21 protein-coding genes are annotated in these 20,949 nt (G+C 58.4%); 2 read left to right on the plus strand and 19 right to left on the minus strand.

All coding sequences use genetic code 11. From position 1 onward, the window contains the following. Nucleotides 1–100 precede the first annotated feature (100 nt). The 19 genes from glmU to rpmH form a co-directional block, all read right to left on the minus strand. Nucleotides 101–1,468, minus strand: a complete 1,368-nt coding sequence (gene glmU, locus ACIPQ1_RS05400) for a bifunctional UDP-N-acetylglucosamine diphosphorylase/glucosamine-1-phosphate N-acetyltransferase GlmU (protein WP_446533723.1) — start codon at nt 1,466–1,468, stop codon at nt 101–103. Nucleotides 1,469–1,592: 124 nt separating this feature from the next. Continuing rightward, the gene (locus ACIPQ1_RS05405) at nt 1,593–2,009 is read right to left on the minus strand and encodes a F0F1 ATP synthase subunit epsilon (protein ID WP_186706462.1); all 417 of its coding nucleotides are present in this window, start codon (nt 2,007–2,009) and stop codon (nt 1,593–1,595) included. A gap of 45 nt (nt 2,010–2,054) precedes the next feature. Next, on the minus strand, nt 2,055–3,431 hold the full coding sequence (gene atpD / locus ACIPQ1_RS05410) for a F0F1 ATP synthase subunit beta (RefSeq protein WP_014340987.1): 1,377 nt from the start codon (nt 3,429–3,431) through the stop codon (nt 2,055–2,057). 27 nt (nt 3,432–3,458) lie between these two features. Beyond that, nucleotides 3,459–4,319 carry a F0F1 ATP synthase subunit gamma gene (atpG, locus tag ACIPQ1_RS05415; RefSeq protein ID WP_411386040.1) on the minus strand — a complete coding sequence of 287 codons (861 nt, stop codon included), beginning with the start codon at nt 4,317–4,319 and terminating at the stop codon, nt 3,459–3,461. A 50-nt stretch (nt 4,320–4,369) separates the two neighbouring features. Beyond that, the gene (gene atpA, locus ACIPQ1_RS05420; protein ID WP_003207093.1) at nt 4,370–5,914 is read right to left on the minus strand and encodes a F0F1 ATP synthase subunit alpha; all 1,545 of its coding nucleotides are present in this window, start codon (nt 5,912–5,914) and stop codon (nt 4,370–4,372) included. Between the two features lie 21 nt (nt 5,915–5,935). Further along, nucleotides 5,936–6,472 (minus strand): F0F1 ATP synthase subunit delta, encoded by a 537-nt coding sequence (locus ACIPQ1_RS05425; RefSeq protein ID WP_003207094.1) that lies wholly within the window; start codon nt 6,470–6,472, stop codon nt 5,936–5,938. Nucleotides 6,473–6,484: 12 nt separating this feature from the next. After that, nucleotides 6,485–6,955: a F0F1 ATP synthase subunit B gene (locus ACIPQ1_RS05430; protein WP_003187193.1), complete on the minus strand. Its 471-nt coding sequence runs from the start codon at nt 6,953–6,955 to the stop codon at nt 6,485–6,487. A 58-nt stretch (nt 6,956–7,013) separates the two neighbouring features. Further along, on the minus strand, nt 7,014–7,271 hold the full coding sequence (gene atpE / locus ACIPQ1_RS05435) for a F0F1 ATP synthase subunit C (protein ID WP_003097235.1): 258 nt from the start codon (nt 7,269–7,271) through the stop codon (nt 7,014–7,016). A gap of 131 nt (nt 7,272–7,402) precedes the next feature. After that, nucleotides 7,403–8,272, minus strand: a complete 870-nt coding sequence (atpB, locus tag ACIPQ1_RS05440) for a F0F1 ATP synthase subunit A (protein ID WP_039593180.1) — start codon at nt 8,270–8,272, stop codon at nt 7,403–7,405. A gap of 16 nt (nt 8,273–8,288) precedes the next feature. After that, nucleotides 8,289–8,696, minus strand: coding sequence for a F0F1 ATP synthase subunit I (locus ACIPQ1_RS05445; RefSeq protein WP_053126821.1), 408 nt, complete (start codon nt 8,694–8,696; stop codon nt 8,289–8,291). Nucleotides 8,697–8,844: 148 nt separating this feature from the next. Beyond that, entirely contained in the window at nt 8,845–9,717 is an 873-nt protein-coding gene (locus ACIPQ1_RS05450) for a ParB/RepB/Spo0J family partition protein (RefSeq protein WP_053126822.1), read from the minus strand. A gap of 9 nt (nt 9,718–9,726) precedes the next feature. Beyond that, a complete protein-coding gene (locus tag ACIPQ1_RS05455; RefSeq protein WP_003187199.1) occupies nt 9,727–10,524 on the minus strand; it encodes a ParA family protein in 798 nt (265 codons plus the stop codon). A gap of 18 nt (nt 10,525–10,542) precedes the next feature. Beyond that, nucleotides 10,543–11,178, minus strand: a complete 636-nt coding sequence (gene rsmG, locus ACIPQ1_RS05460) for a 16S rRNA (guanine(527)-N(7))-methyltransferase RsmG (protein ID WP_411387570.1) — start codon at nt 11,176–11,178, stop codon at nt 10,543–10,545. A gap of 5 nt (nt 11,179–11,183) precedes the next feature. Then, on the minus strand, nt 11,184–13,082 hold the full coding sequence (gene mnmG, locus ACIPQ1_RS05465) for a tRNA uridine-5-carboxymethylaminomethyl(34) synthesis enzyme MnmG (RefSeq protein ID WP_411386041.1): 1,899 nt from the start codon (nt 13,080–13,082) through the stop codon (nt 11,184–11,186). 691 nt (nt 13,083–13,773) lie between these two features. Then, nucleotides 13,774–15,144, minus strand: a complete 1,371-nt coding sequence (gene mnmE, locus ACIPQ1_RS05470; protein ID WP_411386042.1) for a tRNA uridine-5-carboxymethylaminomethyl(34) synthesis GTPase MnmE — start codon at nt 15,142–15,144, stop codon at nt 13,774–13,776. A gap of 79 nt (nt 15,145–15,223) precedes the next feature. Then, complete coding sequence (yidC, locus tag ACIPQ1_RS05475) at nt 15,224–16,906, minus strand: membrane protein insertase YidC (protein ID WP_411386043.1); 1,683 nt, start codon at nt 16,904–16,906, stop codon at nt 15,224–15,226. A 2-nt stretch (nt 16,907–16,908) separates the two neighbouring features. Beyond that, complete coding sequence (gene yidD / locus ACIPQ1_RS05480; RefSeq protein ID WP_010465488.1) at nt 16,909–17,154, minus strand: membrane protein insertion efficiency factor YidD; 246 nt, start codon at nt 17,152–17,154, stop codon at nt 16,909–16,911. Beyond that, entirely contained in the window at nt 17,147–17,548 is a 402-nt protein-coding gene (gene rnpA / locus ACIPQ1_RS05485; protein WP_003207107.1) for a ribonuclease P protein component, read from the minus strand. Before rnpA ends, yidD begins: the two co-directional genes overlap by 8 nt. A 16-nt stretch (nt 17,549–17,564) precedes the next feature. Next, nucleotides 17,565–17,699 carry a 50S ribosomal protein L34 gene (rpmH, locus tag ACIPQ1_RS05490; RefSeq protein WP_003213577.1) on the minus strand — a complete coding sequence of 45 codons (135 nt, stop codon included), beginning with the start codon at nt 17,697–17,699 and terminating at the stop codon, nt 17,565–17,567. A gap of 568 nt (nt 17,700–18,267) precedes the next feature. Between rpmH and dnaA the strand changes: the two genes are divergently transcribed. Further along, on the plus strand, nt 18,268–19,794 hold the full coding sequence (dnaA, locus tag ACIPQ1_RS05495) for a chromosomal replication initiator protein DnaA (RefSeq protein WP_186728442.1): 1,527 nt from the start codon (nt 18,268–18,270) through the stop codon (nt 19,792–19,794). Nucleotides 19,795–19,832: 38 nt separating this feature from the next. After that, nucleotides 19,833–20,936 (plus strand): DNA polymerase III subunit beta, encoded by a 1,104-nt coding sequence (gene dnaN / locus ACIPQ1_RS05500; RefSeq protein ID WP_003196145.1) that lies wholly within the window; start codon nt 19,833–19,835, stop codon nt 20,934–20,936. Nucleotides 20,937–20,949: the final 13 nt, after the last annotated feature.

Raw genomic sequence — 20,949 nt, forward strand, 5'->3', positions numbered from 1 at the left:
TGGGCTCCGCGCCCTGGCGTACGCCCCCCCCCCCCCCCCTCGCCCCCCCCCCCCCCCCCCCCCCCCCCCCCCCGCTCCCACAAGGGGGATGTGGATAACTTCAGGGCTTCTTTATTTTCTCTGGTCGCTTCCAGCCGTCGATGTTGCGCTGGCGGGCGCGTCCGACGGCCAATTGGCCGTTATCCACATTCTGGGTCAGGGTGGATCCGGCGGCCGTGGTTGCACCATTGGAGATATCCACAGGCGCCACCAAAGAGTTGTTGGAGCCAATGAACACATCGTCACCCAACACAGTCTTCCACTTGTTGGCGCCATCGTAGTTGCAGGTGATGGTGCCAGCGCCGATATTGGTGCGCGCACCGACTTCAGCATCACCCAGGTAGGTCAGGTGGCCAGCCTTGGCGTCTTCGCCCAGATGAGCGTTCTTGAGCTCGACGAAGTTACCCACATGGGCCCGGGCTTCCAGCACCGAGCCTGGCCGCAAGCGGGCAAACGGGCCGGCATCGCTGCCTTCGCCCATGACCGCGCCGTCGAGATGGCTGTTGGCCTTGATCACCACGCCTTTGCGCAGGGTGCTGTCCTTGATCACGCAGTTCGGGCCGATGATCACGTCGTCTTCGATAACGACCTTGCCTTCGAGAATGACGTTGATGTCGATGACCACGTCGCGACCTACGCTGACTTCACCGCGTACGTCAAAACGGGCAGGGTCGCGCAGGGTCACGCCTTGGGCCATCAGGCGGCGGGCGGCGCGCAGCTGGTAGTGGCGCTCCAGCTCGGCCAGTTGCCGGCGATCGTTGGCGCCCTGCACTTCCATGGCGTCCAGCGGCTGCTCGGTGGCGACGACCAGACCGTCGGCAACGGCCATGGCAATCACATCTGTCAGGTAGTACTCGCCTTGGGCATTGTTGTTCGACAGACGACTCATCCAATCACCCAGGCGCTCGGCCGGCACCGCGAGAATACCGGTGTTGCCCTCGGTGATCGCGCGCTGGGCTTCGTTGGCGTCTTTTTGCTCGACGATTGCCGTCACTTGGCCGTCGGCGTTGCGCACAATGCGGCCGTAACCGGTGGGATCATCCAGTTCGACGGTCAGCAAACCCAACTGCTGTGGCGCGACCTGCTTGAGCAAGCGCTGCAAGGTCTCGACTTCGATCAGCGGCACATCGCCGTAGAGAATCAGCACCGTATTGGCCGTGATGAACGGCACGGCTTGGGCCACGGCATGGCCAGTGCCCAGTTGCTTGTCCTGCAGGACGAAATTCAGGTCATCCGCCGCCAGGCGCTCGCGCACCGCATCGGCACCATGGCCGATCACCACGTGAATGCGCTGTGGATCAAGTTGCCGGGCGCTGTGGATAACATGACCGAGCATGGAATTGCCGGCGATCGGGTGTAAGACCTTGGGCAACGCCGAACGCATGCGGGTGCCTTGGCCGGCCGCGAGGATAACGATTTCAAGAGACATGACTGGCTACCAATCCTGGGTGGTCTGCGGCTGCGACCAGGTAATGAATGTCGGGAAAAAGAAAAAAGGGTAGCCGAGGCTACCCTTTTTAATCAATCGCACAGAAAGCAGACGGCTTAGCCGCTTACTTCTTGCGGATCTGCTGAAGCGTACGCAGCTGGGCTGCGGCTTCTGCCAGACGTGCAGCAGCAGAACCGTAGTCGAACTCCGCGCCTCGCTCGTGCAGGGCCTTCTCGGCGGCCTTGACGGCCTCCTGAGCGGAGGCTTCGTCCAGGTCGGCAGCACGTTGCACAGTGTCGGCAAGGACCTTGACCATGTTCGGCTGAACCTCGAGGAAACCACCGGAGATGTAATACACCTCGGCTTCCCCGCCCTGCTTGATCAAGCGGATCGGACCCGGTTTCAGATTAGTGATCAGCGGTGCGTGACCCAGAGCGATACCAAGATCCCCCAGCTCACCATGCGCAATCACCATCTCGACCAGACCGGAGAAGATTTCCCCTTCCGCACTGACGATATCGCAATGGACTGTCATAGCCATCTGATTGCCTCAACCTAAATTAGCGCCCGTTGCCGGGCGCCGGGATTACAGTTTCTTGGCTTTCTCGATCGCTTCTTCGATGCCGCCGACCATGTAGAACGCTTGTTCTGGCAGGTGGTCGTAGTCACCGTTGAGGATGCCTTTGAAGCCAGCAATGGTGTCTTTCAGGGAAACGTATTTACCCGAGGCACCGGTGAAGACTTCAGCCACGAAGAACGGCTGCGACAAGAAGCGCTGGATCTTACGAGCGCGGGATACCAACTGCTTGTCGGCTTCCGACAGCTCGTCCATACCCAGGATCGCAATGATGTCCTTCAGCTCTTTGTAGCGCTGCAGCACGTACTGGACGCCGCGAGCGGTGTCGTAGTGCTCCTGGCCGATCACGTTCGGGTCCAGCTGGCGCGAAGTCGAGTCCAGTGGGTCAACCGCTGGGTAGATACCCAGGGAAGCGATGTCACGGGACAGAACGACGGTGGCGTCCAAGTGGGCGAAGGTGGTCGCTGGCGACGGGTCGGTCAAGTCATCCGCAGGTACGTATACCGCTTGGATCGAAGTGATCGAACCTTCCTTGGTCGAAGTGATACGTTCTTGCAGAACGCCCATCTCTTCAGCCAGGGTCGGCTGGTAACCTACTGCCGAAGGCATACGGCCCAGCAGTGCGGAAACTTCGGTACCGGCCAGGGTGTAACGGTAGATGTTGTCGACGAACAGCAGAACGTCGTTACCTTCGTCACGGAACTTCTCGGCCATGGTCAGGCCGGTCAGGGCTACGCGCAGACGGTTTCCCGGCGGCTCGTTCATCTGGCCGTAGACCAGTGCCACTTTGTCCAGAACGTTGGAATCCTTCATCTCGTGGTAGAAGTCGTTACCCTCACGAGTACGCTCACCTACACCCGCGAACACGGAATAACCGCTGTGCTCGATGGCGATGTTACGGATCAGTTCCATCATGTTTACGGTCTTGCCTACACCGGCACCACCGAACAGACCGACTTTACCGCCCTTGGCGAACGGGCAAACCAGGTCGATAACCTTGATGCCGGTTTCCAGCAGGTCGTTGCCGCCCGCCTGTTCAGCGAAGGATGGCGCAGGACGGTGAATGCCCCAGCGCTCTTCGGTGTCGATCGGACCCGCTTCGTCGATCGGGTTACCCAGTACGTCCATGATCCGGCCCAGGGTCGCTTTACCGACCGGTACGGAGATGGCAGCGCCAGAGTCGACAACGTCCAGACCGCGCTTCAAGCCTTCGGTAGAACCCATCGCAATGGTACGAACGATGCCGTCGCCCAGCTGCTGCTGAACTTCCAGGGTAGTTTCCGCGCCTTGTACTTTCAGCGCGTTGTAGATGCTCGGTACGCTGTCGCGTGGGAATTCCACGTCGATAACGGCGCCGATGATTTGAACGATACGTCCGCTACTCATAGCTGGATCCTCTGAATATTTGAACCGTTAAACCGCGGCAGCGCCGCCGACGATTTCCGAGATCTCTTGGGTGATCGCAGCCTGACGCGCCTTGTTGTAGATCAGCTGCAAATCGCTGATCAAATCACCGGCGTTGTCGGTAGCGTTCTTCATCGCGATCATCCGCGCCGCTTGTTCAGCTGCGTTGTTCTCGACCACCGCCTGGTAGACCTGCGACTCCACGTAGCGGACCATCAAGCCGTCGAGCAGCTCCTTGGCATCCGGTTCGTAGAGGTAGTCCCAGTGGTGCTTGAGTTCCTGTTCCGGGGTCGCCACCAGTGGAACCAATTGCTCCACGGTTGGCAGTTGCGTCATGGTGTTGATGAACTTGTTGGATACCACGGAAAGACGGTCAATCCGGCCTTCCAGGTAAGCATCCAGCATCACCTTGACGCTGCCGATCAGGTCATTGATCGACGGCTCTTCACCCAGGTGGCTGATAGCAGCGACGACGTTGCCGCCGAAGTTGCGGAAGAAAGCCGCACCCTTGCTACCAATCACGCACAGATCGATCTCGACGCCTTGTTCGCGGTTTACAGCCATGTCCTTGACCAGGGCCTTGAACAGGTTGGTGTTCAAGCCACCACACAGACCACGGTCACTGCTCACCACGACGTAACCGACGCGCTTGATAGCACGGTCGATCATGAACGGGTGGCGATATTCCGGGTTGGCGTTGGCCAGATGACCAATAACCTGGCGGATGCGCTCCGCATAAGGGCGGCTAGCAGCCATGCGCATTTGAGCCTTGCGCATTTTGCTGACCGCCACTTTTTCCATGGCGCTGGTAATTTTTTGCGTGCTTTTGATGCTCGCAATCTTACTGCGAATCTCTTTTGCGCCTGCCATGTAACACCTATCAGGTTAGCAAGCGGGAGCCTTGCGACTCCCGCTGCGGCTTACCAGGTTTGGGTGGCCTTGAACTTCTCGATACCGGCTTTCATGCCAGCGTCGATTTCGTCATTGAAGTCACCCTTCACGTTGATCTTGGCCAACAAGTCGGCGTGATCGCGGTTGAAGTAAGCAATCAGCGCTTGTTCAAAGCTGCCGACCTTGGCGATTTCAACGTCAGTCAGGAACCCACGCTCAGCGGCATACAGCGACAGCGCCATGTCAGCGATCGACATTGGTGCGTATTGCTTCTGCTTCATCAGCTCGGTAACGCGCTGACCATGCTCAAGTTGCTTACGGGTCGCTTCGTCCAGGTCAGAAGCGAACTGGGCGAATGCCGCCAGTTCACGATACTGGGCCAGGGCGGTACGGATACCACCGGACAGCTTCTTGATGATCTTGGTCTGAGCGGCACCACCCACACGGGATACCGAAACACCGGCGTTCACAGCAGGACGGATCCCGGAGTTGAACATGGCCGATTCCAGGAAGATCTGACCGTCGGTGATGGAAATCACGTTGGTCGGAACGAACGCGGAAACGTCGCCAGCCTGGGTTTCGATGATCGGCAGAGCGGTCAGGGAGCCGGTCTTGCCGGTCACTGCGCCGTTGGTGAACTTCTCTACGTACTCTTCCGAAACGCGGGATGCGCGCTCCAGGAGACGGGAGTGGAGATAGAACACGTCGCCTGGGTAGGCTTCACGGCCTGGTGGACGGCGCAGCAGCAGGGAGATCTGGCGGTAAGCCACTGCCTGCTTGGACAGATCGTCATAAACGATCAGCGCGTCTTCACCGCGGTCGCGGAAGTATTCGCCCATGGTGCAACCGGAGTACGGTGCCAGGAACTGCAGCGCAGGAGATTCCGATGCGCTGGCCGCCACGATGATGGTGTTGGCCAGGGCGCCGTTTTCTTCCAGCTTGCGAACCACGTTGGCGATGGTCGATTGCTTCTGACCAATGGCTACGTAGACGCAGAAAATGCCGCTGTTCTTCTGGTTGATGATCGCGTCGATCGCCAGAGCGGTCTTACCGATCTGACGGTCACCGATGATCAGCTCACGCTGGCCACGGCCGACAGGGATCATGGCATCGACAGCCTTGTAGCCAGTCTGTACAGGCTGGTCTACCGACTTACGCCAGATCACGCCAGGAGCAACTTTCTCGACCGCGTCGGTCTCGGTGTTGTTCAGCGGACCTTTGCCGTCAACAGGGTTGCCCAGTGCGTCGACGACGCGACCCAGCAGTTCCTTACCAACCGGAACTTCGAGGATGCGGCCGGTGCACTTGGCGCTCATGCCTTCGGCCAGCGACTGGTAGGAACCCAGTACAACGGCACCTACGGAGTCTTGCTCCAGGTTGAGGGCCATACCGTAGACGCCGCCCGGAAACTCGATCATCTCGCCGTACATGACGTCGGCCAGACCGTGAATCCGCACGATACCGTCAGATACGCTGACGACAGTGCCTTCGTTACGGGCTTGGGAGGTCACATCGAGCTTGTCGATGCGGCCCTTGATAATTTCACTTATTTCGGAAGGATTGAGTTGCTGCATTGCTCTGCTGCCCCTTCAAACTCAAGATTTCAATGCTTCGGCAAGTTTCGCGATTTTGCCGCGAATCGAGCCATCGATAACCAGGTCGCCGGCGCGGATTACAACGCCCCCTATCAGGGACTTGTCTTCCTCGACTTGCAGGCGCACTTCCCGGTTGAGTCGTGCACTGAGAACCTTGGCGAGTTTGTCTTGCTGTTCTTGGTTCAATGCGAAAGCACTGGTCACTTCCACGTCTACCGACTTCTCTTGCTCGGCCTTGTACAGGTCGAAAAGAGTGGCGATCTCCGGCAGAAGCAGGAGACGGTCGTTTTCGGCAACGACGTGAATGAAATTCTGTGCCTTGGCATCGAACTTGTCGCCGCACACGTCAATGAACGTGGCGGCCTTTTCTGCGCTCGTCAGTCGCGGGGCCTTGAGCACGCGCTGCATGGTGTCGTCTTGCGACACCGCTGCAGCCAGGCCGAGCATGGCTGACCAATTGGCCAGTTGCTGGTGGGCCTGAGCGTGCTCGAAGGCCGCCTTAGCGTAAGGTCGGGCCAACGTGGTCAGTTCTGCCATGATCGCCCTCGCTTAGATTTCAGCAGCCAGTTGGTTAACCAGCTCTGCGTGCGCGTTTTGATCGATTGTGGCACCCAGGATCTTCGAAGCACCGCCAACGGCCAGGGCACCCACTTGGGCACGCAGCGCGTCTTTGACACTGTTGAGTTCCTGTTCGATCTCGGCTTGAGCCTGAGCCTTCACACGGTCAGCTTCGACGCGAGCCTGTTCACGGGCTTCGTCGACAATCTGGGTACCGCGTTTCTTGGCTTGCTCGATGATTTCAGCTGCCTGAGCTTTCGCTTCGCGCAGTTGCTGACCCACTTTCTCATGGGCCAACTCCAGGTCGCGAGCTGCACGGCTGGCAGCGTCCAGACCATCAGCGATCTTCTTTTGACGTTCGTGCAATGCCGCAATGACCGGAGGCCATACGAACTTCATGCAGAACAGTACAAAAATCAGGAACGCAACGGACTGGCCAATCAGGGTCGCATTAATGTTCACGCCAACACCTCGCAGTTACGTTGTCCATCACACCAATCTACTCGAGACATCCGAGTAATTAGCCAGCGATTTGACCAACGAACGGGTTCGCAAAGGTGAAGAACAGCGCGATACCAACACCGATCATGGTCACGGCGTCGAGCAGACCGGCCACGATGAACATTTTGACTTGCAGCATTGGAACCATTTCTGGCTGACGCGCTGCGCCTTCCAGGAACTTGCCGCCCAACAGGCCGAAACCAATTGCGGTACCCAGTGCGCCCAGGCCGATCAACAGTGCAACAGCGATAGCGGTTAGACCAACTACAGTTTCCATCTTTCCTCCCGACTTTTACGTCGTATGGTTTAGGTTTTTTAGATTAAAGCGGTAAAACAAATCGTTTCTCAGCCCGGTTCGGGCTCCTTCCCGTTTGACCGGGAAGGACATCAGACTAGTCGAGACTGGTCTTAATGGTTTTCTTCGTGCGCCATCGACAGGTAGACGATGGTCAGCATCATGAAGATGAACGCCTGCAGGGTGATGATCAGGATGTGGAACACAGCCCACGCCCATTGCAGGACTACACCCAGGCCGCTGAGCCACAGCAGGCCGCTGCCGAACATCACAGCGATCAGGATGAACACCAGTTCGCCGGCATACATGTTGCCGAACAGACGCAGTGCCAGAGAAATTGGTTTGGCGATCAGGGTCACGAATTCCAACAGGAAGTTCACCGGGATCAGCAGGGCTTGAACGAGGATGTTCTTGCTGCCGAACGGATGCAGGGTCAGTTCGCCGATGAAGCCGCCGATGCCCTTGACCTTGATGCTATAGAAAATGATCAGTGCGAAAACCGAGAACGCCATGCCCAGGGTCGCGTTCGGGTCGGTGGTCGACACGGCGCGGAATGGGATGTGTGCATCGCCGGAGATCAGGATGGCCAGCTGAGGAATCCAGTCGACCGGTACCAGGTCGATGGCGTTCATCAGGAACACCCAGACGAAGATGGTCAGTGCCAGCGGTGCAATCACCGGGCTGCGCCCATGGAAGCTGTCTTTCACGCTGCCATCGACGAATTCGACCAGTACTTCAACGAAGTTCTGCAGTGCACCTGGCTGACCGGAAGTCGCCTTCTTGGCCGCCATGCGGAAAAGAAGAACGAAGATCAGGCCCAGTGCGACCGACCAGCCGAGGGTATCGACGTGGAAAGCCCAGAAGCCCATTTCCTTGGCTTCTGCTGCGGTATGGGCGAAGCCCCAGCCGCCGTTGGGTAGCTGACCGAAAGTCAGGTTCTGCAAGTGGTGCTGGATATAGCCCGAAGCGGTTGTCTCTGCCATGGTTGCCTCAAACGCCCTAAGGTCTCGAAAGTCTTGTTCTCATTAGCAGGGGAGCGAACCAGCTGACCAGTTGGGTCAGCACGAAGACGCCGAATACAGCCAGCGGCGCCAATGGCTTCACACCTGCGAACGTCAATGCAAACAGCACTGCCGTCAAAATCAGTTTCCCCGCCTCGCCGGCATAAAAAGACCGGACGATAGCCTGGGCTGCTCGGGCGCCGGAAAACCGAAAGGCCCTGTGAGCAAAGTAAATATTGGGAAGCAAGGCTATCAGGCCTCCGCAAAGCCCTGAGTATCCGGCGACGACTCCTTTCCATTGCCAGAGCGCCAATGTGGCGATCAGTACGACGGTAAATTGAGCCATCAGAACCGGGAAAACTGCCAGACGATGGAACGGCAAGCGGTTTGGCGTGCGGGTTTCCATCGCTTTTGCTCTCCAATAGTCGGCCGCCATAATTCAATAACTTGGCATAATTTGTGCCGACAAAATGCGCGCAGAGTATAGGGGCGGTTCTGCCCCTATTCAACCTTCAGGTAGTGATTTCCGACTGCGCGCTACAAGAGCAATTGTTTCAGCGAATGTGCGCAAGAACACCTTGCAGCTCATCGAGAGAGTTATAGCCAATCACCAATTGCCCTTTGCCCTTCTTTCCGTGGCGAATCTGCACCGCAGAGCCCAGGCGCTCGGCCAGGCGCTGTTCAAGACGGGCGATATCCGGATCAGGTTTTGGCGCTTCGACAGGGGCGGGTTTACCGCTCAACCATTGACGAACCAGTGCCTCGGTCTGGCGCACGGTAAGGCCGCGTGCGACAACATGTCGCGCCCCTTCAACCTGTTGATTTTCCGGCAAACCGAGCAATGCCCGGGCATGACCCATTTCCAGGTCGCCATGGGACAGCATGGTCTTGATGACTTCCGGCAACGCAATCAAGCGCAACAGGTTGGCCACGGTCACGCGGGATTTGCCCACCGCCTCGGCAACTTGTTGCTGGGTCAGCTGGAATTCCTGCTGCAAGCGCTGCAGGGCCACGGCTTCCTCGATCGGGTTGAGGTCTTCGCGCTGGATGTTCTCGATCAACGCCATGGCGATGGCCGTTTCATCCGGGACGTCGCGGACCATTGCCGGGATGGTTTCCTGGCCGGCCTGCTGGCTGGCGCGCCAGCGACGTTCTCCGGCGATGATCTCGAAGCGGCCATTGGCGATCGGCCGGACCACGATCGGCTGCATCACGCCCTGGCTCTTGATCGACTGGGCCAGTTCTTCCAGCGCCTGCGGGTCCATGTCCCGGCGCGGCTGGTATTTGCCGCGCTGGATCAGGTCCAGGGGCAGGTGCTGCAACTCGCGCTGGTCGGCCTGCACGGCCTGTTCTTCCAGCGAGCTGACAGTCGGACCGCTGAGCAGTGCATCCAGTCCACGTCCGAGACCTCGTTTCTTGACGGCCATGGGGTTTCCTTAAGTTGGCTGGGCTGCAGCGGTGCGTGGGTTGCGGCGCTGACGGCGAACCATCTCGCCCGCCAGGGCCAGGTAAGCCAGCGCACCACGGGATTGTTTGTCGTAGGCCAGGGCCGGCATGCCGTAGCTAGGGGCTTCGGCCAGACGGATGTTTCGCGGAATGACGGTGTCGTAGAGCTGCTCGCCGAAATGTTCCTTGAGCTGGGCCGAAACGTCGTTCATCAGGCTAAGGCGCGGGTCGTACATGGTCCGCAACAGGCCTTCGACCTTCAGTTCCGGGTTCAGCAGTTCGGCGATGCGCTTGATGTTATCCACAAGGTCGCTCAGCCCTTCCAGGGCGAAGTACTCGCACTGCATGGGGATAATGACCCCATCGGCGGCCACCAGGGCGTTGAGGGTCAGCATCGACAGCGACGGCGGGCAATCGATCAGGATGTAGTCGTAGTTTTCCCGGATCGGTGCCAAGGCGCTGCGCAGGCGGCTTTCCTTCATCTGCATTTCCAGCAGCACCACTTCGGCTGCCGTCAGGTCACGGTTGGCCGGCAGCAGTTGATAACCGCCGTGTTCCGAGAAGTGCATGGCCTGGCCCAGATCGCATTCGCCGATCAGGACGTCGTAGATGGAGTTTTCCAGGCCATGCTTATCCACACCGCTGCCCATGGTGGCGTTGCCCTGTGGATCGAGATCGATCAACAGCACCCGGCGCTTGGTCGCGACCAGGGATGCTGCGAGGTTGATGCAGGTGGTGGTCTTGCCCACACCACCTTTCTGGTTCGCTATCGCGAATACCTTAGCCATTCTTGCTTGTGTTCCCAATCATGCCGTGCGGCGCAGTATCAGCAGATGGCGTTGGCCTTGGCAACCGGGTACGGCCAAGGCGTGTTCGCTATCGAGGTGGAAGTCTGCCGGCAATGCTACCAGCTCATCGGCCGGATGAACGCCCTTCATTGCCAGCCAGCGCGTATTGGTATCGCCCAGGTGGCGAGTCCAGTTGCTGAAGTTCTCCATGCTGCTGAACGCCCGGGAGATGATCCCGTTGAACGGCTCGGCAGGCTGGAACGCTTCGACGCGGCTGTGGATAACTTGCAGGTTATCCAGTTTGAGTTCGAGTTTGACCTGGGTCAGGAAGCGGGTTTTCTTGCCATTGCTGTCCAAACAGGTCACTTGCGAGTCGGGAAACAGGATGGCCAGCGGGATCCCCGGCATGCCACCGCCGCTGCCAACATCCAGCCAGCGACCGTTTTCGATGAAGGACATGACACTGAGACTGTCGAGCAGATGCCGCGAGACCATTTCATCCGGATCGCGCACGGCGGTCAGGTTGTAGGCCTTGTTCCACTTGATCAACAGCGCCAGATAGCCCAGCAATTGGGCGTGCTGGGCCTCGGTCAGGCTGATACCGAGCTGACGGGCACCTGTGGATAACTCTTCAGCGTGTTGCGAGGTGACCATCGAACTCAAGCGCTTTGCTCCAACTGGCGGCCCGCGCCGCGTTTTTTCAAATGAATCATCAACAGCGAAATCGCCGCCGGCGTGACGCCGGGAATGCGCGAAGCCTGGCCCAGGGTCTCTGGACGGGACGCACCGAGCTTGCCCTGGATTTCTTTCGACAACCCGGAAATGCCGGTGTAATCGATATCCACAGGAAGCCTGGTGTCTTCACTGGCGCGCAGACGGGCGATTTCGTCCTGCTGGCGGTCGATGTAACCGGCGTATTTGGTCTTGATCTCGACCTGCTCGGCGACCTGTGGATCTTCCGCGCCCTGGCCGGTCACTTCCACCAGCCCGGCGTAATCGATTTCCGGGCGGCTCAAGAGATTGAGCAAATTGTATTCGTGGGTCAGCGGCGTGCCGAATTTCGCCGCGATGGCATCGCCCTGCTCGGTACCGGGACGCACCCAGGTGCTTTTCAGGCGCTGCTCTTCCAGCTCGATACTTTCGCGTTTCTGGCAGAACGCGGCCCAGCGCGCGTCATCCACCAACCCCAGTTCGCGACCTTTCTCGGTCAGGCGCAGGTCGGCGTTGTCTTCCCGCAGGATCAGGCGATATTCCGCGCGGGAGGTGAACATCCGATACGGTTCCTGGGTACCCAAGGTAATCAGGTCGTCCACCAGCACACCGATGTACGCCTCATCGCGGCGCGGGCACCAGGCTTCTTTGCCCTTGGCGAGCAGTGCGGCGTTGGCGCCGGCGAGCAAACCCTGGGCCCCCGCTTCTTCGTAACCGGTGGTGCCGTTGATCTGCCCGGCAAAGAACAAACCGCCGATAACTTTGGTTTCCAGGCTGTACTTCAGGTCGCGCGGATCGAAGTAGTCGTACTCGATCGCATAACCCGGACGCACGATGTGCGCGTTCTCCATGCCACGGATCGATTGCACGATCTGCAACTGCACGTCGAACGGCAGGCTTGTGGATATCCCGTTCGGATACAGCTCATGGGTGGTCAAGCCTTCCGGTTCGATAAACACCTGATGGCTTTCCTTGTCGGCAAAGCGATGGATCTTGTCTTCGATCGACGGGCAATAGCGCGGGCCGACACCTTCGATTTCACCGGCAGCGGAGTACATCGGCGATCGATCAAGGTTCGCCGCGATGATTTCGTGGGTGCGGGCGTTGGTATGGGTGATCCAGCAACTGACTTGCCGTGGATGCTGTTCCTTGTTGCCCATGAACGACATCACCGGGATCGGCGTATCGCCAGGCTGCTCGGTCATCACCGAGAAATCCACGGACTTGCCATCGATGCGAGGTGGCGTACCGGTTTTCAGGCGCCCGACACGCAATGGCAACTCACGCAGACGGTGAGCCAGAGCGATCGATGGCGGATCACCGGCGCGACCGCCGGAAAAATTCTGCAAACCGATGTGGATAAGTCCGCCGAGGAAGGTCCCGGTGGTCAACACCACGCAATCGGCGAAGAAACGCAGGCCCATCTGTGTGACGACACCACGTACCCGGTCCTGCTCGACGATCAGGTCATCGGCCGCTTGTTGAAATATCCACAGGTTCGGCTGGTTTTCCAGGATTTCGCGGACAGCGGCCTTGTAGAGGACTCGGTCGGCCTGGGCGCGAGTGGCGCGCACGGCCGGGCCTTTGCGGCTGTTCAATACGCGAAACTGGATACCACCCTTATCGGTGGCCATGGCCATCGCGCCCCCAAGGGCATCGATCTCCTTGACCAGGTGGCTTTTGCCGATCCCGCCAATGGCAGGGTTGCAGCTCATGGCGCCGAGGGTTTCCACGTTATGCGTCAGCAACAGGGTTTTTGCCCCCATGCGCGCTGATGCAAGTGCTGCCTCGGTACCGGCATGACCGCCGCCGATGACGATCACTTCAAAACGGGAAGGGAAATCCACCACGCACCTCGTGCCTGCTTTATTCAGGTAATTCGGAATTAGGTTTTGAGTCTGGCCCTGGGCGTTTTTCGAACCAGGTCGGCAAGTATAGGGACTTCGCCCTTTCTAAAGAACCCTTTGCACAAAATTTAACCAGCTGTGGAGAACTCGCGGTTAAAAAAATAAAAAAGAAAGAAATTTATAAAATCTTTGTTTTTATGTTTATTCTTACTGAGCCAAATATCTGTGGATAACCTCCTATAGGCCTTTATTTTCAATGTGTACAGAGATTCAAAACCCTGTGGTCATGTGCCACTGAGGGGCTTGGATAACCGGTGTAAGCCTGTGGATGAATGAGGTGGTTATCCACAGAGGCGGTTATCTTCAGTTTTGAAGGCGGTTTATCAACCGACCTCAATGGCAGTTATTCACAGGGCTTAATCCACAGAAAACAGCCGGCAAGGGGTCGCCGAAGCGTCCACAGGCAAGCCGCCATTAACGGCAATCAGTTCAAAAAAGAGAGGAGGTAGCGGGTTTGTGTTGCGCTCGATAGGCCTGTGGCGAGGGAGCTTGCTCCCGCTCGGCTGCGAAGCAGTCGTAAACCGGCGGGTGCGGTGTATCAGATAATCCGCATTCGACAGCTTTTGGGGCCGCTTCGCGACCCAGCGGGAGCAAGCTCCCTCGCCACGGGTTCGTCGTCAGTCCGGTAGGGTTACTTACCGATGCAGAAGCTGGAAAAGATTCGTCCCAGCAAGTCATCGGAGCTGAAGGCGCCGGTAATTTCCCCCAGGGACTGTTGCGCCTGGCGCAAATCTTCAGCCAACAACTCCCCTGCCCCTGCCAAGGTCAGCTGCGCGCGACCGTGTTCGAGGGCCGCGCTGGCATGGCGCAACGCTTCAAGGTGCCGCCGGCGAGCGCTGAAGCTGCTTTCCGAGGTCTGTTCATAGCCCATGCAGGCCTTGAGATGCTCGCGCAGCAGCTCCAGGCCTTCACCTGCAGACTTCGCGCTCAGGCTGATGGTCACGTGCCCGTCATCACTGACGTCGAGGGCAATCGCTTCCCCGGTCAAATCGGCTTTGTTGCGAATCAGGGTGACTTTCGCCGGATCCGGGCGCACCTCCAGGAACTCCGGCCACAAGGCAAAGGGATCGTCCGCTTCCGGTGCGGTGGCATCCACCACCAGCAATACCCGATCGGCTTCGCCAATGGCCTTGAGTGCCCGTTCAACGCCGATTTTTTCCACCTGGTCCTCGGTGTCGCGCAAACCGGCGGTATCCACCACGTGCAGCGGCATGCCGTCGATGTGGATATGTTCACGGAGGATGTCCCGGGTGGTGCCGGCGATCTCGGTGACAATAGCCGCCTCGCGACCGGCCAGGGCATTCAACAGGCTGGATTTGCCGGCATTCGGTCGTCCAGCGATCACCACGGTCATGCCATCGCGCAACAAGGCACCCTGCCCGGCTTCGCGCAGTACTGTGGATAACTCATCGCGCACCTTATCGAGCATGCTCAGCACGTGGCCATCGGCGAGGAAGTCGATTTCCTCCTCCGGAAAGTCGATGGCGGCTTCGACGTAGATCCGCAGGCCGATCAATTGTTCGGTGAGGTTATGCACACGCTGGGAAAACGCCCCCTGTAAGGAACGCAAGGCGTTGCGGGCGGCCTGTGCGGAACTGGCTTCGATCAAATCGGCAATCGCCTCGGCCTGGGCCAGGTCGAGCTTGTCGTTGAGAAAGGCGCGTTCACTGAATTCCCCCGGCCGGGCCAGGCGGCAGCCCAGTTCAAGGCAACGCTTGAGCAGCATGTCCAGCACGATAGGGCCGCCATGCCCTTGCAGTTCCAACACGTCTTCGCCCGTGAACGAATTCGGCCCCGGGAAATACAAGGCCAGTCCTTCGTCGAGCACCTGTTGGTCATCACTGAAAAACGGGCCGTAATGGGCGAACCGCGGCTTGAGCTCACGGCCGCTGATGGCCTTGGCCGCGACACTGGCCAACGGCCCGGAAATACGGACGATGCCGACCCCACCGCGACCTTGGGCGGTGGCAACAGCGGCGATGGTTTCACGCGGTGCGCTCATAAACCGGTATCCAGACAAAAGTGGCAGATAGCAAAACGCCCCACTAGGGGGCGTTTTGTGTGGTTATCCACAGAGCAAGTTACGCCTCGGCTTTTTTCGTCGCCGCTTCGATCTTACGCGTGATGTACCACTGCTGAGTGATGGACAACACGTTGTTCACAACCCAGTACAGCACAAGACCCGCCGGGAACCACAGGAAGAAGAAGGTGAAGATGATTGGCATCATTTTCATGACCTTCGCCTGCATCGGATCCGGAGGCGTTGGGTTCAGCTGCTGCTGGATGAACATGGTCGCGCCCATGATGATCGGCAGGATGAAGAACGGATCCTTGATCGACAGGTCGGTAATCCACAGCATGAACGGCGCCTGGCGCATCTCCACGCTTTCCAGCAGAACCCAGTAAAGTGCAAGGAACACGGGCATCTGGACAAGAATCGGCAAGCAACCACCCAGCGGGTTGATCTTCTCTTTCTTGTACAGCTCCATCATGGCCTGGGACATTTTCTGCCGGTCATCGCCATGTTGTTCTTTCAGGGCGGCCAGTTTCGGTGCCACTGCACGCATGCGCGCCATCGACTTGTAGCTGGCGGCCGACAACGGGAAGAAGATCCCCTTGATCAGCATGGTCAGGAAAATGATCGACCAACCCCAGTTGCCGACAAGGCTGTGGATATGTTGCAGCAGCCAGAAGATAGGCTGGGCAATGAACCACAGGAAGCCATAGTCAACGGTCAGTTCCAGGCCTGGGGACAACTCTTTCAGCACGGCCTGGCTTTTTGGACCGGCGTACAGGACGGCACTGGTTTCGGCTTTTGCACCGGGCGCGGCAGTCAATGTCGGGCCGGTGTAACCGATGATGAAGTTGCCTTTGCTGTCTTTACGCGTCTGGACGACGTTGCTGTCGCCTTTCTGCGGGATCCAGGCTGTTACAAAATAGTGCTGCAGCCAGGCAACCCAGCCACCTTGGACGGTTTCCTTCAGCTGAGCCTTGTCCATGTCCTTCATGGACACTTTTTTGTACGGTTCCGAACTTGTCCACAGGGCTGCGCCCAGGTAAGTCGCGGTGCCGGTGGCGGTGCTGGAAGAAGGATCGTCGCTGGCGTCACGCTTGAGTTGCGCGAACATCGCACCGGACCAAGGCTGGGCGCTCTGGTTGTCGATCAGGTAAGAGACGGTTACGTCGTACATGCCACGTTTCACAGTGAAACGCTTGGTGTAGTTGACGCCATCCTTGCTGAACTTCAGGTCCACGACCAGTTGGTCCTGACCATCAGCCAGTTGATAAGTCTTCTTCTCGGCAGAGTAGATCGGGCGACCGGCCGGGTTCGAATCCGGACCGTTGGTACCGATCAGGCCACTTTGGGCCAGATAGGTGCGCTCGTTACCGTTGTCGAACAACTGGAACGGGATTTCCGGATGATCCTGGCGACGTGGGTACAGCGGCAGCTTCAGCTGGGCGACGTCACCACCTTGTGGATCGATTGCCAGCTCGAGCACGTCCGTCTTGATCTGGATGAGATCTTTGCTTACGGCCACCGGGGCTTCGGCAGGAGCGCTGGTATCGCTTGCCGCGCGTGGGATGTCGTCATTGCTGGCAGCGTTGTTGCCAACTGGAGCATCCGGCAGGCTCGGTGCGGTATTGCTGGCTGCAACATTCTGAGTCGGCAGGGCAGCCTGGCCATAGTCCTGGTTCCATTTAAGGACCATGACGTAGGACACGATTGCCAGGGCGACGATCAGGATCGTGCGTTTGATATCCATGATTACTCGGCCATCGAAGAAGAACGGGAGGTAGGGATAGGCGGAACCGGGTCATAACCGCCGGGATTCCACGGATGACAGCGACCTAAACGACGAAAGGTCAGCCAGCCACCGCGCAGGAGGCCATGATTTTCTATGGCTTCGTACGCGTAGCAGGAACAACTGGGGTAGAAACGACAGTGACTGGCCATCAAAGGACTAATGGCATAGCGATAAAACTGGATCGGAACGAGTGCCAGTTTACGCATCGGGACTGTCTACCCCTACAGTTTCGGTGTTGACTGCTGGTACTGGCTTGTTGCGCGCCAGACGCTTCCAGAGCTTGCCGAAATGCTGAATCAATTCGGGGTTTTCTACGTCACCCAAACCTTTGCGCGCGACGATAACGATGTCCCATCCGACCAGTGAATCCTGGTTCAGGCGAAACGATTCGCGCATCAGACGTTTGAGGCGATTGCGCTGAACGGAGAGCTTGACGCTCTTTTTCCCGATGACCAGCCCTAGTCGGGGGTGATCGAGATCGTTACTGCGCGCAAGGAGCAGGAGATTTTTCCCCGGAACCTTGCCGGTAGGGGAGTCAAAGACTGCCTTGAAATGCCGGGGGGTAAGCAGACGCTTTTCCCGACTGAAGTCCTGACTCACCTCCAGTGCCGGATTATCAAACTGCCAGACGCGCACGACCTTTGGCGCGACGACGCGACAGGACGGCACGACCGTTCTTGGTAGCCATGCGAGCACGGAAACCGTGGGTACGAGCGCGTTTGATAGTGCTTGGTTGGAAAGTACGTTTCATTGTCGTGTTACCTGGTTCGTCCACAACGGGCCGGAATGGCCCCCGTTTTAAGAGACCGGGGATTCTAGAGAAAGCAAGCCTCTAGGTCAATTTCCAACCAGCGTTTCCTTTAAATAGATATCCAGGCGTTTTTCGCGGATCCATCACCCAGCGCTAGATATAGATATAAAGAAGGGAATTATTTAAAGCTTTTCTGTAAAGCTTATAAAAGCTAGGCCGCCACTTATCTGTGGATAACCATGTCAAGGCCATGTAATCCGCCATGTACAGAGAATGACAACTACACGGGAAAGCAGTGGCCAGCCTGTGCTGCGCTGTCGGATAAGCTGTGGGTGAAATGCCTGGTTATCCACAGGGCGGTTATCCACCGAGTTTCGCCCCCAGTTGTGCAACGACCTCAGGCGCGGTTATCCACAGAGCTTATCCACCGACCGCTGGTCGTCTTTCTCTCGGTTAACGTACTGATAAATCATGGCCGATGAGCAAGCTGCGTGTGGATAAGTGCACGTCTGCTCGCTACAATGGCCGCTTGTTTTTGCCTCACCGGCTTTCAACTTAGGGGATATCCGTGTCAGTGGAACTTTGGCAGCAGTGCGTGGAGCTTTTGCGCGATGAGCTGCCTGCCCAACAATTCAACACTTGGATCCGTCCACTACAGGTCGAAGCCGAAGGCGACGAGTTGCGTGTCTATGCACCGAACCGTTTCGTTCTCGACTGGGTCAACGAAAAGTACCTGGGCCGGGTCATGGAACTGCTCGACGAGCATGGCAATGGCATGGCGCCTGCGTTGTCCTTATTAATAGGCAGCAAACGCAGCTCGGCACCCCGCGCCGCGCCCAATGCGCCGCTGGCTGCCGCCGCGTCACAGGCCCAGCAGGCTGCGCCGGCACCGGTCAACAACCATGCCGCCCCGGCGCCCGCGCCTGCCTCGAGCAAGCGCAATACACAAAAGGTTGCCGAAGTCAGCGAAGAGCCTTCCCGGGACAGCTTCGACCCTATGGCCGGCGCCAGCTCCCAGCAGGCACCGGTGCGGGCCGAACAGCGCACCGTCCAGGTCGAAGGCGCGCTCAAGCACACCAGCTACCTGAACCGGACCTTTACCTTCGAGAACTTCGTCGAAGGTAAATCCAACCAGCTGGCCCGCGCGGCGGCCTGGCAGGTGGCGGATAACCCCAAGCACGGCTACAACCCGCTCTTCCTGTATGGCGGCGTAGGCTTGGGTAAGACCCACTTGATGCACGCCGTGGGCAACCACTTATTAAAGAAGAACCCGAATGCCAAGGTCGTGTACCTGCATTCCGAGCGTTTCGTGGCCGACATGGTCAAGGCGCTGCAACTGAACGCCATCAATGAATTCAAGCGTTTCTACCGTTCGGTGGATGCCTTGCTGATCGATGACATTCAGTTCTTCGCCCGCAAGGAACGTTCCCAGGAGGAGTTTTTCCACACCTTCAACGCATTGCTTGAAGGCGGGCAGCAGGTCATTCTCACCAGTGACCGCTACCCGAAAGAGATCGAGGGCCTCGAGGAACGCCTCAAGTCGCGTTTCGGCTGGGGCCTGACGGTGGCCGTCGAGCCGCCGGAACTGGAAACCCGGGTCGCGATCCTGATGAAGAAAGCCGACCAGGCCAAGGTCGAGCTGCCTCATGACGCCGCCTTCTTCATTGCCCAGCGTATTCGCTCGAACGTGCGTGAACTCGAAGGTGCCCTCAAGCGGGTGATCGCTCACTCGCACTTCATGGGCCGCGATATCACCATCGAGCTGATTCGCGAATCCTTGAAGGACCTGCTAGCGCTCCAGGACAAATTGGTTTCTGTGGATAACATTCAGCGAACGGTTGCCGAATACTACAAAATCAAGATCTCCGACCTGCTGTCCAAACGCCGTTCGCGTTCGGTGGCACGTCCACGCCAGGTGGCCATGGCCCTGTCCAAGGAACTGACCAACCACAGCCTGCCGGAAATCGGCGATGTGTTTGGCGGACGCGACCACACCACCGTGTTGCACGCCTGCCGCAAGATCAACGAACTTAAGGAATCCGACGCGGACATCCGCGAGGACTACAAGAACCTGCTGCGTACACTGACCACTTGATGACCACCAGCGCAGCTTTTAAGGCAAGGGACTAGACCATGCATTTCACCATTCAACGCGAAGCCCTGTTGAAACCCCTGCAACTGGTCGCAGGCGTCGTCGAACGCCGCCAGACCTTGCCGGTACTTTCCAACGTGCTGCTGGTTGTCGAAGGCCAGCAATTGTCGCTGACCGGTACCGACCTGGAAGTCGAGCTGGTCGGTCGTGTGCAACTTGAGGAACCGGCGGATCCGGGTTCCATCACCGTGCCGGCGCGCAAGCTGATGGACATCTGCAAGAGCCTGCCCAACGACGCGCTGATCGACATCAAGGTCGATGAGCAGAAGCTCGTGGTCAAGGCCGGTCGCAGCCGCTTCACCTTGTCCACACTGCCAGCCAACGATTTCCCGACCGTTGAAGAAGGCCCGGGTTCGCTGACTTGCAGCCTGGACCAGAGCAAACTGCGTCGCTTGATCGAACGCACCAGTTTCGCCATGGCCCAGCAGGACGTGCGTTATTACCTCAACGGCATGCTGCTGGAAGTGTCGGCTGGCGTTATCCGCGCTGTTGCCACCGACGGGCACCGCCTGGCGATGTGCTCGATGCAGGCCGATATCGGTCAGCCGGATCGCCACCAGGTGATCGTGCCGCGTAAAGGTATCCTGGAGCTGGCCCGCCTGCTGACCGAGCCGGACGGCAATGTCAGCATCGTGCTGGGCCAGCACCACATCCGCGCCACCACGGGCGAGTTCACCTTCACGTCGAAACTGGTGGACGGCAAGTTCCCGGACTACGAACGTGTGCTGCCAAAAGGCGGCGACAAGCTGGTGCTGGGCGATCGCCAAGCGCTGCGCGAAGCCTTCAGCCGTACCGCGATCTTGTCCAACGAGAAGTACCGCGGCATTCGTCTGCAACTGGCCAATGGTCAGCTGAAGATCCAGGCGAACAACCCGGAGCAGGAAGAAGCGGAAGAAGAAGTAGGCGTTGAGTACAACGGCGGCTCTCTGGAAATCGGCTTCAACGTCAGCTATCTGCTGGACGTACTGGGCGTGATGACCACCGAGCAAGTGCGTCTGATCCTGTCCGACTCCAACAGCAGTGCGCTGGTGCAAGAGTCCGACAACGACGACTCGGCTTACGTTGTCATGCCGATGCGTCTGTAATCAGAATCAGCTA

The sequence above is a fragment of the Pseudomonas sp. LARHCG127 genome (genome assembly GCF_052871455.1).

Bases quoted from the DNA above. Each gene is read 5' to 3' on its own strand.
- atpE (WP_003097235.1), bottom strand. From the start codon at position 7,271: ATGGAAACTGTAGTTGGTCTAACCGCTATCGCTGTTGCACTGTTGATC.
- yidC (WP_411386043.1), bottom strand. From the start codon at position 16,906: ATGGATATCAAACGCACGATCCTGATCGTCGCCCTGGCAATCGTGTCC.
- glmU (WP_446533723.1), bottom strand. From the start codon at position 1,468: ATGTCTCTTGAAATCGTTATCCTCGCGGCCGGCCAAGGCACCCGCATG.
- dnaN (WP_003196145.1), top strand. From the start codon at position 19,833: ATGCATTTCACCATTCAACGCGAAGCCCTGTTGAAACCCCTGCAACTG.
- ACIPQ1_RS05425 (WP_003207094.1), bottom strand. From the start codon at position 6,472: ATGGCAGAACTGACCACGTTGGCCCGACCTTACGCTAAGGCGGCCTTC.
- ACIPQ1_RS05455 (WP_003187199.1), bottom strand. From the start codon at position 10,524: ATGGCTAAGGTATTCGCGATAGCGAACCAGAAAGGTGGTGTGGGCAAG.
- rsmG (WP_411387570.1), bottom strand. From the start codon at position 11,178: ATGGTCACCTCGCAACACGCTGAAGAGTTATCCACAGGTGCCCGTCAG.
- rpmH (WP_003213577.1), bottom strand. From the start codon at position 17,699: ATGAAACGTACTTTCCAACCAAGCACTATCAAACGCGCTCGTACCCAC.
- ACIPQ1_RS05450 (WP_053126822.1), bottom strand. From the start codon at position 9,717: ATGGCCGTCAAGAAACGAGGTCTCGGACGTGGACTGGATGCACTGCTC.
- atpD (WP_014340987.1), bottom strand. From the start codon at position 3,431: ATGAGTAGCGGACGTATCGTTCAAATCATCGGCGCCGTTATCGACGTG.
- mnmE (WP_411386042.1), bottom strand. From the start codon at position 15,144: ATGAGCGCACCGCGTGAAACCATCGCCGCTGTTGCCACCGCCCAAGGT.
- ACIPQ1_RS05405 (WP_186706462.1), bottom strand. From the start codon at position 2,009: ATGGCTATGACAGTCCATTGCGATATCGTCAGTGCGGAAGGGGAAATC.
- atpG (WP_411386040.1), bottom strand. From the start codon at position 4,319: ATGGCAGGCGCAAAAGAGATTCGCAGTAAGATTGCGAGCATCAAAAGC.
- atpA (WP_003207093.1), bottom strand. From the start codon at position 5,914: ATGCAGCAACTCAATCCTTCCGAAATAAGTGAAATTATCAAGGGCCGC.
- yidD (WP_010465488.1), bottom strand. From the start codon at position 17,154: ATGCGTAAACTGGCACTCGTTCCGATCCAGTTTTATCGCTATGCCATT.
- ACIPQ1_RS05445 (WP_053126821.1), bottom strand. From the start codon at position 8,696: ATGGAAACCCGCACGCCAAACCGCTTGCCGTTCCATCGTCTGGCAGTT.
- atpB (WP_039593180.1), bottom strand. From the start codon at position 8,272: ATGGCAGAGACAACCGCTTCGGGCTATATCCAGCACCACTTGCAGAAC.